General features: G+C 26.3%; 19 protein-coding genes. 18 read left to right on the forward strand and 1 reads right to left on the reverse strand.

Annotated elements, in window-relative coordinates; translation table 4 throughout:
* The first annotated feature begins 17 nt into the window (after nt 1–17).
* The 10 genes from AACK86_RS05195 (at nt 18) to AACK86_RS05240 (ending at nt 7,025) form a co-directional block, all read left to right on the forward strand.
* The gene (locus AACK86_RS05195) at nt 18–860 is read left to right on the forward strand and encodes a rolling circle replication-associated protein (protein ID WP_338981739.1); all 843 of its coding nucleotides are present in this window, start codon (nt 18–20) and stop codon (nt 858–860) included.
* A 73-nt stretch (nt 861–933) separates the two neighbouring features.
* Nucleotides 934–1,146: a hypothetical protein gene (locus tag AACK86_RS05200; protein ID WP_215826178.1), complete on the forward strand. Its 213-nt coding sequence runs from the start codon at nt 934–936 to the stop codon at nt 1,144–1,146.
* Between the two features lie 164 nt (nt 1,147–1,310).
* On the forward strand, nt 1,311–1,541 hold the full coding sequence (locus tag AACK86_RS05205) for a hypothetical protein (RefSeq protein WP_338981740.1): 231 nt from the start codon (nt 1,311–1,313) through the stop codon (nt 1,539–1,541).
* Nucleotides 1,542–1,556: 15 nt separating this feature from the next.
* Nucleotides 1,557–1,799: a hypothetical protein gene (locus tag AACK86_RS05210; protein ID WP_338981741.1), complete on the forward strand. Its 243-nt coding sequence runs from the start codon at nt 1,557–1,559 to the stop codon at nt 1,797–1,799.
* Nucleotides 1,800–1,830: 31 nt separating this feature from the next.
* The gene (locus AACK86_RS05215) at nt 1,831–2,820 is read left to right on the forward strand and encodes a hypothetical protein (protein WP_338981742.1); all 990 of its coding nucleotides are present in this window, start codon (nt 1,831–1,833) and stop codon (nt 2,818–2,820) included.
* A 12-nt stretch (nt 2,821–2,832) separates the two neighbouring features.
* Nucleotides 2,833–3,159 (forward strand): hypothetical protein, encoded by a 327-nt coding sequence (locus tag AACK86_RS05220; protein WP_215826163.1) that lies wholly within the window; start codon nt 2,833–2,835, stop codon nt 3,157–3,159.
* A 9-nt stretch (nt 3,160–3,168) separates the two neighbouring features.
* Complete coding sequence (locus AACK86_RS05225) at nt 3,169–3,414, forward strand: hypothetical protein (RefSeq protein WP_338981743.1); 246 nt, start codon at nt 3,169–3,171, stop codon at nt 3,412–3,414.
* A 36-nt stretch (nt 3,415–3,450) separates the two neighbouring features.
* A complete protein-coding gene (locus tag AACK86_RS05230; protein WP_338981748.1) occupies nt 3,451–5,367 on the forward strand; it encodes a hypothetical protein in 1,917 nt (638 codons plus the stop codon).
* 53 nt (nt 5,368–5,420) lie between these two features.
* Nucleotides 5,421–5,876, forward strand: a complete 456-nt coding sequence (locus AACK86_RS05235) for a hypothetical protein (protein ID WP_338981745.1) — start codon at nt 5,421–5,423, stop codon at nt 5,874–5,876.
* A gap of 66 nt (nt 5,877–5,942) precedes the next feature.
* A complete protein-coding gene (locus AACK86_RS05240; RefSeq protein ID WP_338981746.1) occupies nt 5,943–7,025 on the forward strand; it encodes a DDE-type integrase/transposase/recombinase in 1,083 nt (360 codons plus the stop codon).
* A gap of 31 nt (nt 7,026–7,056) precedes the next feature.
* Here AACK86_RS05240 and AACK86_RS05245 read toward each other — a convergent pair whose 3' ends face one another.
* Nucleotides 7,057–7,371, reverse strand: coding sequence for a hypothetical protein (locus AACK86_RS05245; RefSeq protein WP_338981747.1), 315 nt, complete (start codon nt 7,369–7,371; stop codon nt 7,057–7,059).
* A gap of 102 nt (nt 7,372–7,473) precedes the next feature.
* Between AACK86_RS05245 and AACK86_RS07935 the strand changes: the two genes are divergently transcribed.
* From AACK86_RS07935 to AACK86_RS05280, 8 genes are all read left to right on the forward strand, one after another.
* On the forward strand, nt 7,474–7,926 hold the full coding sequence (locus AACK86_RS07935) for a transposase family protein (RefSeq protein WP_338982632.1): 453 nt from the start codon (nt 7,474–7,476) through the stop codon (nt 7,924–7,926).
* The gene (locus AACK86_RS07940) at nt 7,911–8,303 is read left to right on the forward strand and encodes a transposase family protein (RefSeq protein WP_422398327.1); all 393 of its coding nucleotides are present in this window, start codon (nt 7,911–7,913) and stop codon (nt 8,301–8,303) included. Before AACK86_RS07935 ends, AACK86_RS07940 begins: the two co-directional genes overlap by 16 nt.
* Nucleotides 8,304–9,089: 786 nt before the next feature.
* The gene (locus AACK86_RS05255; RefSeq protein ID WP_338981750.1) at nt 9,090–9,275 is read left to right on the forward strand and encodes a hypothetical protein; all 186 of its coding nucleotides are present in this window, start codon (nt 9,090–9,092) and stop codon (nt 9,273–9,275) included.
* A gap of 162 nt (nt 9,276–9,437) precedes the next feature.
* On the forward strand, nt 9,438–10,280 hold the full coding sequence (locus AACK86_RS05260) for a rolling circle replication-associated protein (protein WP_338981751.1): 843 nt from the start codon (nt 9,438–9,440) through the stop codon (nt 10,278–10,280).
* A 73-nt stretch (nt 10,281–10,353) separates the two neighbouring features.
* Nucleotides 10,354–10,566: a hypothetical protein gene (locus AACK86_RS05265; RefSeq protein WP_215826178.1), complete on the forward strand. Its 213-nt coding sequence runs from the start codon at nt 10,354–10,356 to the stop codon at nt 10,564–10,566.
* A 164-nt stretch (nt 10,567–10,730) separates the two neighbouring features.
* The gene (locus AACK86_RS05270) at nt 10,731–10,961 is read left to right on the forward strand and encodes a hypothetical protein (RefSeq protein ID WP_338981733.1); all 231 of its coding nucleotides are present in this window, start codon (nt 10,731–10,733) and stop codon (nt 10,959–10,961) included.
* 15 nt (nt 10,962–10,976) lie between these two features.
* Nucleotides 10,977–11,219: a hypothetical protein gene (locus AACK86_RS05275; RefSeq protein ID WP_338968818.1), complete on the forward strand. Its 243-nt coding sequence runs from the start codon at nt 10,977–10,979 to the stop codon at nt 11,217–11,219.
* A gap of 31 nt (nt 11,220–11,250) precedes the next feature.
* Nucleotides 11,251–12,240 carry a hypothetical protein gene (locus AACK86_RS05280; RefSeq protein WP_338981351.1) on the forward strand — a complete coding sequence of 330 codons (990 nt, stop codon included), beginning with the start codon at nt 11,251–11,253 and terminating at the stop codon, nt 12,238–12,240.
* The last annotated feature ends 11 nt before the right edge of the window (nt 12,241–12,251 follow it).

A 12,251-nucleotide genomic window follows, 5' to 3' on the forward strand; every position in this document is an offset into this window, starting at 1 on the left:
AAACGGGAGCATAAAATATGAATTTACAATCTCAAAATCCAACTGATTTTTATATGAAAACGATTTATTATGGTCAATATATTCGTAATATTGTTATGCCTTTAGAATGCATCAAAGCAAATACTCGTAATGCTAGCGGTTTAAAAAATAAGGGTAATTGTGATACAAAATTGCTTAATAGCAATATTCGTGCAAAATCTAATATCATTCGGAAGGCATATCATAATTTTTGAGACTGTAAAAAACTTACATTCTTAACGCTTACTTATGCTGATGTTAATGAATTTGATATTAGAAAATGTAAGCGTGATTTAAATAAATTTTTTAAAAAATTAAAATACTGATTTAAAGTTAAAAATAAAAATATTAAGTATTTGTATACCTATGAATATCAGAAACGAGGCGTTATTCATTTTCATATTTTAATTACCGAAAAAATACCACATAAAATTATTTTACAATTTTGACCTTATGGCATTAATAAAAATATTAGAGTTCGTGAAAACACTAATGAAATGGTTGTAAAATACTGCTCCAAATATATAACTAAAAATGTTCTGAATGAAAAATCATTAAATCAATATGACTTAAATATCAAGGCTTATCAATTCTCATATAACTGTCAAAATCCCATTACTAGAAAACAAGTATTTACCGATACTTTGAATAATATTGTTAATCGAACCGTAAATTCCGAATTTGTAAAATACTTAAAATCAACAGTTAATAACTTTAAAACCAAAATGTGCGGAGCAATCTATGAATTTAAAAATATTAATTATATAGACTTTGAAAGTGCAAATTATGCTTCATTAGAAAGTTTAAGATTTAGAAACCAACTAAGAAAAATCAAACATTAGGAGTTAAAAAATGAAAGAAAAATTGCAATTTAAAATAACAATTAAAAATTAGAAAATTAAGGAGAAAAGAAAAATGAGTATTTTTGGATTAGTGTTTTTTACGATTTTAACATTATTACTGGCATACTATATTGCGGTTAATATTTATCGTTTTTTTAAAGATAAAAAGAAATATGGTAGTGAAGCAAAACAGCTACCAAAAGATTTTACTTATGCACAACGAATATTTATTGCAAAGTTTAAACGAAATTTGTTAGAACAAGATGAAAAAGAAATTAAAAAGTAGGTTTAGAAAATGTTTAAAAAAATAATTATTGAGTTAATCGAATTAATTTACCCAACTGCCGATTTACCACCCCAAGTTGTATTTTTATTTTCAATTTTAATAATTGTAATGCTCTTCTCAGCAATTATTTTTCTACTCTTTTGACCTTTTAAGCGGTAATTATTATGTTTTTAGTTGCTTGAAAAGATTTAAATTGAGAAATGACAAAATTGTATTTTTGAGATTTATTTATCCAAATTACAACTATTCCGGCGTGAGTTTCCGGTAAAGAAATTGATTTAACCCAAGAACTACTTTGACTTTTAATAGCAAATATTGCCTTTTGAATGGTATTAGTATTCATTGTCTTATTTATGGTTATTTTATTTTATAAGGTTAAATCATATTTTGTTTAGAAAGGGGGTGATTATATGTTTACAACTTTTCTTGATGGAGCAATAACACCAGTAGCAATTACTGGTGAACAAGCGGTTACTAACTTATGAAAAGCATTAATTAAAGCATTTGGTAATATTTGAACTGATATTATTGGTGGCAATATGCCAAATGTCGTTAATTTCTTTGCTACATATTGAGTTTTCTTGCTTGGTGTGATTATTGGTTTATTTTTAATCGCTTTCAAAATGTTTGAAAAATTAATGCCCGGCAGATAGTAATAAAAATAAAGAAAGTGTGATTTAAGTGATGCTATTGTTTAAAAAAATAAATTTAAGATTACATGATTTTGTCGCTTTAAATCGCACTTTATTTATTATTGCGTGATTTTATGGTGCAATTTTGCATTATTATAATCCCCAAAGTTGACGAATGTTATTTGATATTACTTATTTATTAATTGCTTTGTATATTTTGTATACTAAAATTTCTCTCTTCTTTGCTCGTCGTAGTTTTATTAATTTCTTATTAAATTCACCCTTAAATTTAGTCATTGGTGCTTTAGGAACGGGAAAAACTGCTTTAATGGTTTTAGCTTCTTACTTATTAAGTGGTTGAAAAACGATTTCTACTTTTCCGATTACCAATAAGCAAATGCTTTCATTAGGGCATATGTCTTTATTAGATTATAATTATCCAATTTTAGATGAAAAATCATTATTACTTTGAGATGAAACTAATTTATTTCTTGAAGGTACTGACTATAAAGAAAACGATAGAGTAACCCAAGGTTTACAAGAATATTTTGCTTCAGCTCGCCAATTTACCCATATCGTATTAGCCAGCGGACAACGAGCCGAACATATATGAGTTAAAGTTCGCGATATTGCGAATTCAATAATTGTTGGGATTAGAAAAAAACCAGTTAGTATTTTCCGACCCTATTTACAAGTTATTTATGGCACTTTTAAATCAGTAAGCGAATACGAGCAATGACGATTAACGCTAATTAATGCAAAAAATGATAAAAAAGGTCGCAAAATCAAATATCGTAGTATTCCCGAATTAGACATTTATTTCTTTAAATTGAAAATTCCGATGTCAATTTTAAACCTTTATGATAATAAATATTTATCATTTTTGCGTGAATTAAGTAATCGTGCTTTGAATGATAATTATCAGCATAAATTTTGAAATGATAATGTAATGGATATTGAAGCGTTAGAATATTTAAAAATGGAAAAATTCAGTAAAATACTTACTAAGTTAAAAAATAATCTAAATAAGAAAAATAAGTAAAGGAGTTTAAAAATGGAAAACTTAGAAAAAATGGCTAGTTTGATTGGCGATATGTTTTATAAAGTTTTTGATTTAATTTGAACTTTAACCATTCCCGGAACAGATATTCGCATTATTATTTTTCCACTAATTATGCTTGTGATAAATCTTGTAATTGGTGGCATTTTAGGTATTCATATTGAACGACCAAAAGTTGGTTTTCGTAAAAAATACCAAAAATCAGTTGCTAATTGAGGAACTAAGAAAAAATCATCTAGTGGCCCAATTAAGAAATTTAGTGGTAATAGTCCTAAAAACAGACCGTGAGTTAACCAACACGGACGGCGAATAAAAAGGTAGGTTTTTAAAATGTTTAAATTAATAATTTTATTTATTCTTATCGCTGTTTTTTCTATTTTTGCTTTAAACGACTTTTTAGGTTTATGAGCTTATGTGCGTGAGGGTTTAGAATATTTTAATAAAGTTCTATCAAGTAATATTAAAATTTTAGATTTGTTTAAACCAATGATAAGGTTATTTTCTCAACATCCAATTTTCCAAATTTTAGGAACGATTTGTATTTTATCAACAATATACTTTATTTTAAGAAGTTAAACGCAAAAGAAAGGACAAATAGATATGTATAAATTTATGTCGTGGTTAGTTATCGTTTTTATTGGTTTAGTCCCTCTAGGTGCCTTCTTTGATACAAAAAAACCACCAAAACCTAATATGGAACAATTTTTTATGAAACGAGAAAAACGAGCTACAAACCCTAGTCAATGTGGTGAAATTTGTGAGTTGAAATTTCAGGAAATTTCAAATAGCTATTTAACGATTATTCGTAATTTTGGTAGTGTGACTGGTATAGATATTAGTGATGTTAAAAATCAATTACCCTCTGATATTGTTGTTCCTAATTCTGATTTTGAAGATTTTGAATATGGTTTTAAATATTATGATTATAATGATTTTTCATCCAGAATAAAAGTTAGAGATTTTTATAAATCTAATGCGACAAGAGTTGTTAAAGATAGCTTTCCTATCGTTTCTTATTATGAGAAATATTTTATTGATAAACTTGTTGATGTTAAAATTACATTTTCTAATCAAAATTATTATCAGAACTGAGTTATAACATCTTTTTCTGCAAAAGTATATGTTGCTCCGCCTCCTCCTGTAATTCAAGTACCCGAAAAAGATGATGAACAATTATTACCAACTGCAATAACTAAAAGTGATGGTGAATATCAGTATAATCAGTTTCAAGATAAACTTGATTATTTAATGATACAACGCCGAGATTTTGATAAATTTAATTATAGTTATTTATATTGAGTGCCAATTTTTAATTTCTTTGATGATAATTTTAAATATATGAGTGAAATATCAATTAAATTAAATGGTTTTAAACAAAATAGTAAATTTAATTTAAGTCGCAAAAATTCATATCCACCCGGTTTTATTGAAAAAGTTATTTTTAGAGAACTTTCCTTTTCTAGTTTTGGTGATGTTATTACTATAAAAACTGAACATGGTAGCATTGTTGGCTATAATGAGTTTTTAGAAAATGGTAAATCGCTTTGAAGATCTGGTTCGGAAACAAGTTTTGGAGGAAATTTTATTAATACCTTTTTTGGGCAAGTTAATTATTATGGTAATACTTTCCATTTTTTACGCTATGATGATAAATTAAAAACTGATTTTAAAGATTTTATGCTTCATTATCAAGAAGATTTAACTATTGATTTCATTAATGATTTATTTAATAAAATTTATAAAGTTTTAGGTGGCTTTTTTACACAATTCTTTTATGCCAGTTTTGATATGGATGCCTCTACTTATGTAGAATTAGATTACAAAGGGATGCAACAAATTCCTAAAAATGTTTTACAAATGGGCTTTTTCTATCGCTCATTAATTACCTTTTATCCCAAACAATATTTAATTAATTTTGGTTCAACAATTGAAAATAGTAAAAATATGATTTTTCGTTCATATTTTTTTGTTAAAGATAAACAAACCGCCAATGGTTTTAATACCGGTAAAAGTTCTTATAAAATAGATTTTAATGTGTTAAAAGCATATGATAACCAATTATGAAATGCCACTAGTAATAAATTGCATTTTTACAATGCCAAAGTTGATGTAATGTATGGGATTAATATTTTTACACTGACCTTCCCGCTGTATAAAAAGAAAAATGAAAGCACTGAATATCATTATTCTTTATACGATTTTAACATTTTGAATTCAACGGCTTTTATTGGTGGCGGAATAAGTGGCGACATGAATGATTTAATTCCAACACCTAATTGTTCTTATTGGGGATTATTTAGTGCCATATCTTGTGGTATTCAGCACGCTTCTGTTGGTGTGTTAAATTGATTACTTGGTCTTTCTGGGATTAATCTTTTAATTCGTCCTATTGCCGATATTGCTAAAACAACAATTAATTTTACAAAAACTGCCTTTCCGGTATTTGAAGTTGTCCCGACATTTCAGATGTTATTTGAGTTTGTAGTGCCATTAGCAATTTTATTAATGATATTAAAAAAGTTCTCTTAAATATTTCCATTATTTTTTATAATATAATTCCTTTGAAAGGAGGATTTTTCTTTATGTGAAAATTTTTATCAGCTTTAAATTTAATGTGTGTAGTGTTTATTTCTGGATGTAGTAAAAATATCAGTAATTTTAAAAAATATGATTTATCATTTCCTGAAATTTCAAATAGCTATTTAACGATTATTCGTAATTTTGGTAGTGTGACTGGTATAGATATTAGTGATGTTAAAAATCAATTACCCTCTGATATTGTTGTTCCTAATTCTGATTTTGAAAATTTTGAATATGGTTTTAAATATTATGATTATAATGATTTTTTAACCAGAATAAAAGTTAGAGATTTTTATAAATCTAATGCGACAAGAGTTGTTAAAGATAGCTTTCCTATCGTTTCTTATTATGAGAAATATTTTATTGATAAACTTGTTGATGTTAAAATTACATTTTCTAATCAAAATTATTATCAGAACTGAGTTATAACATCTTTTTCTGCCAAAATGCCTCATTAATTTAACAACCATTCTTGAAAATCGTATTTTTTGTAATACGATTTTCTTAATTTAAGGAGTTTAAAAATGAAATATATTATTTCCCAAGCTGATTTAGCAGATTTAAAAGCAAAAGTACAAAGCTGACTAAGTGCTAATTGTCATAATCCTTATTACTATAAAACTAAAAAACGCATTACCGCCTATTTAAATTTATGTACTTATTTCTATATTGAAGAAACTACTTTAACAAAACTTATTAAAAAATATTTTAAGAATGCAACGAAAACCTTTTATCGTTGGGCAGAAAAAATTATGACGGCTTATTATTCTGACAACTTAGATTTGTTATTGTTTAAAACTACAAAACCACAAAATCTTAATTATCAATATAGTTTAAATTCTCGCAAAAAATTATGTGACTTATATTTTGATTACAAAAATCTTCAAGCCGGTGGAATGTGGTCTTTATTTAATAATTTAAAAATTAATTTTCATAATGTCAAAAATTCAGAAATTCCAAAAAATATCAAAACTTTTTATCGCTGAATTAAATCTGACCCTCGTTGAAAAGAATTAAAACAACAAATCAAACAAACAAAACGCCATTTTAAGCGTTACGAAGTCTCCGAGATTGGTCTTTTACAAATGGATGCCAAAATTATTACCCCATCAAATTTTCCGGTTGATAAAAAATATTACATTTATGATTTCATTGACGAAATGACACGCATAGTATTTGGCTATGTTTATGATAGTTTAGGAACTAACAATGCCATTAATGCTGTGCAAAGAGCAATGAAAGATTTTCGTGAACTTGGCATAACTATTAAACGCCTTCGTACTGACAACGCTCCTGAATTTACTACTACTAATTGAAGCAATAAAAAATCGTACAAAGTAAAAGAAAGGCCTTTTACAACCTTTCTTTCGAGGAACGGAATTGTCCATGAAACCACACCAATCCGTTCTCCGCAGAGTAACGGAAAGATTGAACGATTCCACCAACATTATACCAAATTATTTTATGCTAATGATAAAAAATCAAATCAAAACGAACTTCAACATTATTTAAACAAATATTATTACTTTTATAACTTTGAGCGTCATCATTCATCATTAAACACTAAAACTCCATTTCAAACATTACAAAAAATTTTAACAAAGTAATTTCTAGAAGTTTGAATGATTACTTTTTTTATTAACCTCAACCTCCTCAAGCGAGACCATTCTTAATGGCTGTATTTTGTTGAGAATTGTAGTTTTTATCAATAAAATTTGAAGTATCTTTTACTACGCCACCGCTTTTATAAGAATCCGCCAATCCGGCAATACCAGAGGCAAGACCGATTGCCCCTCCAATTTGAGCTCATTGTCTTTTGTTTCTTTTTAAAGTTTCTAAATTATTTGTTTGTTGATAAACAATATTATTTTTTGCTGGGGCATTTCCGACAAGTCCTGCTATTCCGCTTCCTGCAATGGTAATTGTTCCTAAGATTCCTAATAATTTTTTCATATTAATTAATTTCCTTTTCGTGAATTTTTACTAATAGACTTCTTGCGATACTTTTTTTATTAAAATATTCTTATAAAATATAATTTATGAGGATATCAAAATATGAACAATAATAAATTTAATACTCTTAATGATAAAGAATGGTTAAGATTAACAGGAATAAAAAAATCCACTTTTAATAAAATGTTAGATATTTTACAAGTAGCTGAAATAGAAAAATTTAAAAAAGGTGGTAAAACTAATAAATTATCACTAGAAAATAGATTATTGATGACTTTATCATATTGACGAGAATATCAGACTTATTTTCATCTTGGTAAAAATTTCGGAATTAGTGAAGCTAATTGTTATCGGAATATCAAGTGAATTGAAGATATTTTAATTAAAAACTCTGATTTTCAACAACTTGCTGGTAAAAAAGCACTAATAAATGATTATTTTAATGATAAAACTATTATTATTGATGCTACCGAAACTCCAATCCAACGCCCAAAAAAAGACAAAAACAATCTTATTCTGGTAAAAAGAAAAAACACACCATTAAAACACAAGTAATTATCGAACAAGAAACCAGAAAAATTATTGCAACAAGTTTTTCACTTGGGAAAAAACATGATTATGCTTTATTTAAAGAATCAAAAATCTCAATTTTAAAAAATACCAAATTAATAGTTGATAGTGGTTATCAAGGAATACAAAAAATTCACAATAATGTTCTAATACCTACAAAGAAAACAAATAAAAACCATTTAAATAAAGCACAAAAACAACATAATAGACTAGTTTCAAAAATGAGAATTATTATTGAAAATATTTTTGCTATTCTTAAAAAATTTAAAATTATGACAGAAAAATATCGTAATCGTAGAAAAAGATTTGGTTTAAGATTTAATTTAATTGCCTCAATTTATAATTTGCAATTATTAATTTAACATAAAAGATTTATTTAAAATTAAAGAATTTAAATAATAAATTCATTTTTTGTTGTGGCAAAATATTAATTTTTTAGATAAAAGACATAATTAATTAAAATTATATTTTTCTATTACTGTCTTTTTACAAATATTTGTAATTTTTTAATAGGTTATGCAAGAAGTCTAATTAATAAAAATTTATTCAACAATCAACAGCCTTTCTACCAAAAAAATAATCTACAATCTTTTTACCTTGGAATTTAATTATAAACTATTTTAAAAAACTTTCTTATAATTTTGTCGTTATTTATAAAAATTTTAAGTAAAAATTAAATTCACCCTTTTTAAAAACCCTCTTGTTCTTGTCATAAGTCTGTGGTATATTACATATTTTTGTAGAAACTGTAGAAACCATAGATGTTTAGTACATTTGGTTTTTATAAATTATTTGGGGGTATATTCTTTTGGCAGTAATATTTTGTATTGAATGCGACAGCGAAAGCTATGTCATTGGTAATAAAAATACAGTTGGAATCTGTAATCCTTGCGATGAAAAGGGTTTTTAAATTTTGAAAGGAAAGATAAATTATAAAATATGTCGCTGGTGTTTACATCTATTTAGTGATAAACGATATTTGCATGTTGCTTGTGAGAAAAAATTTATTAATCATATTAAAAAAATTTTAAAAAATAAAAGTAAAAGGAATTTAGATAATAATGTTTAAAGTTAAATTAGTTAGTATAAAAAGAAAAATATTTAAAAATAAAGATGGCTCTATGATGTAAGGTTATTCTGCCGAATTTTTGCGTTATGAAAATGACTTATTTGAGCCTACGGGCGAACAAAAGGCTTTATGAATTGATGATAACAATCTAGAACAACAAGAAATTTATAAACTGTTAAAAGAAAACGTTAAATCATTTTTTAGTTGCGAATTAACTTTTGAAAAAACCCCCAAAATAGTTAACTTGGAAAAAATTGAATTATAAAAAAATCAAAAAAATTTGTCCAGTTAATTGATAATCACTTCGGTCTGCGAAGCGGTGCGGAAGGCGTATGCCGCCCCGCCCGCTAGCGGGTTAGTCGGCGAAGCCGACTATTACTTGATTAAATAACACAACTGGCGAAAATCTAAAACTGGAGCATAAAATATGAATTTACAACTTCAAAATCCGACCGATTTTTATATGAAAACCATTTATTACGGTCAATATATTCGTAATGTTGTTATACCCTTAGAACGCATCAAAGCAAATACTCGTAATGCTAGCGGTTTAAAAAATAAGGGTAATTGTGATACAAAACTGCTTAATAGCAATATTCGTGCAAAATCTAATGTTATTCGGAAGGCATATCATAATTTTTGAGACTGCAAAAAACTTACATTCTTAACTCTTACTTATGCTGATGTTAATGAATTTGATATTAAAAAATGTAAGCGTGATTTAAATAAGTTTTTTAAAAAATTAAAATATTGATTTAAAGTTAAAAATAAAAATATTAAATACTTGTATACCTATGAATATCAAAAACGAGGTGTTATTCATTTTCATATTTTAATCACCGAAAAAATACCTTATAAAGTTATTTTACAATTTTGACCTTATGGAATTAATAAAAATATTAGAGTTCGTGAAAACACTAATGAAATGGTCGTAAAATATTGCTCTAAATATATAACTAAAAATGTCCTGAACGAAAAGTCATTAAACCAGTATGACTTAAATATCAAGGCTTATCAATTCTCATATAACTGTCAAAATCCTATTACTAGAAAACAAGTATTTACCGATACTTTGAATAATATTGTTAATCGAACTGTAAATTCTGAATTTGTAAAATACTTAAAATCAACAGTTAATAACTTTAAAACCAAAATGTGCGGAGCAATCTATGAATTTAAAAATATTAATTATATAGACTTTGAAAGTGCAAATTATGCTTCATTAGAAAGTTTAAGATTTAGAAATCAACTAAGAAAAATGAAACATTAGGAGTTAAAAAATAAAAGAAAAATTGCAATTTAAAATAAGAATTAAAAATTAGAAAATTAAGGAGAAAAGAAAAATGAGTATATTTGGGCTAGTGTTCTTTACGATTTTAACATTATTACTAGCATACTATATTGCGGTTAATATTTATCGGTTTTTTAAAGATAAAAAGAAATATGGTAGCGAAGCAAAACAGTTGCCAAAAGATTTTACTTATGCACAACGAATATTTATTGCAAAATTTAAGCGAAATTTATTAGAACAAGATGAAAAAGAAATTAAAAAGTAGGTTTAGAAAATGTTTAAAAAAATAATTATTGAGTTAATTGAATTAATTTATCCATCTGCCGATTTACCACCCCAAGTTGTATTTTTGTTTTCAATTTTAATAATTGTAATGCTGTTCTCGGCCATTATTTTTCTACTCTTTTGACCTTTTAAGGGGTAATTATTATGTTTTTAGTTGCTTGAAAAGATTTAGATTGAGAAATGACAAAATTGTATTTTTGAGATTTATTTATTCAAATTAAAATTATTCCAGCGTGAGTTTCTGGTAAAGAAATTGATTTAACTAAAGAACTACTTTGACTTTTAATAGCGAATATTGCCTTTTGAATGGTATTAGTATTCATTATCTTATTTATGGTTATTTTATTTTATAAGGTTAAATCATATTTTGTTTAGAAAGGGGGTGATTATATGATTAGAACTTTCTTAACAGAAGTGGTTACGCCAGTAGCTGTTACTGGTGAACAAGCGGTTACTAACTTATGAAAAGCATTAATTAAAGCGTTCGGTAATATTTGAACTGACATTATTGGTGGTAATATGCCAAATGTCGTTAATTTCTTTGCTACATATTGAGTTTTCTTGCTTGGGGTGATTATTGGTTTATTTTTAATCGCTTTCAAAATGTTTGAAAAATTAATGCCCGGCAGATAATAATAAAAATAAAGAAAGTGTGATTTAAGTGATGCTATTGTTTAAAAAAATAAATTTAAGATTATATGATTTTGTTGCTTTAAATCGCACTTTATTTATTATTGAGTGATTCTATGGTGCGATTTTGCATTATTATAATCCTCAGAGTTGACGAATGCTATTTGATATTATTTATTTATTAATTGCTTTGTATATTTTATATACTAAAATTTCTCATTTCTTTGCTCGTCGAAGTTTTATTAATTTCTTATTAAATTCACCTTTAAATTTAGTCATTGGTGCCTTAGGGACTGGAAAAACCGCTTTAATGGTTTTAACTTCTTACTTATTAAGTGGTTGAAAAACGATTTCTACTTTTCCGATTACAGATAAACAAATGCTTTCATTAGGGCATATGTCACTTTTAGATTATAATTATCCAATTTTAGATGAAAAACATTTACTGTTATGAGATGAAACTAATTTATTTCTTGAAGGTACTGATTATAAAGAAAATGATAGAGTAACCCAAGGTTTACAAGAATATTTTGCTTCGGCTCGACAATTCACCCATATTGTATTAGCGAGCGGACAAAGAGCCGAACATATATGAGTTAAAGTTCGTGATATTGCGAATTCAATAATTGTTGGTATTAGAAAAAAACCGGTTAGTATCTTTCGTCCTTATTTACAAGTTATTTATGGCACTTTTAAATCGGTAAGTGAATACGAACAATGACGATTAACGCTAATTAATGCAAAAAATGATAAAAAAGGTCGCAAAATCAAGTATCGTAGCATTCCGGAATTAGACATTTATTTCTTTAAATTAAAAATTCCGATGTCAATTTTAAACCTTTATGATAATAAATATTTATCATTCTTGCGTGAATTAAGTAATCGTGCTTTGAATGATAATTATCAACATAAATTTTGAAATGATAATGTAATGGATATTGAAGCATTAGAATATTTAAAAATGGAAAAATTCAGTAAGATACTTACTAAGTTAAAAAATAATCTGAAGAAGAAAAACAAGTAAAGGAGTTTAAA

It is taken from the genome of Spiroplasma endosymbiont of Eupeodes luniger (genome assembly GCF_964019525.1).
Taxonomy (GTDB): Bacteria; Bacillota_I; Bacilli_A; order Mycoplasmatales; family Nriv7; genus Nriv7.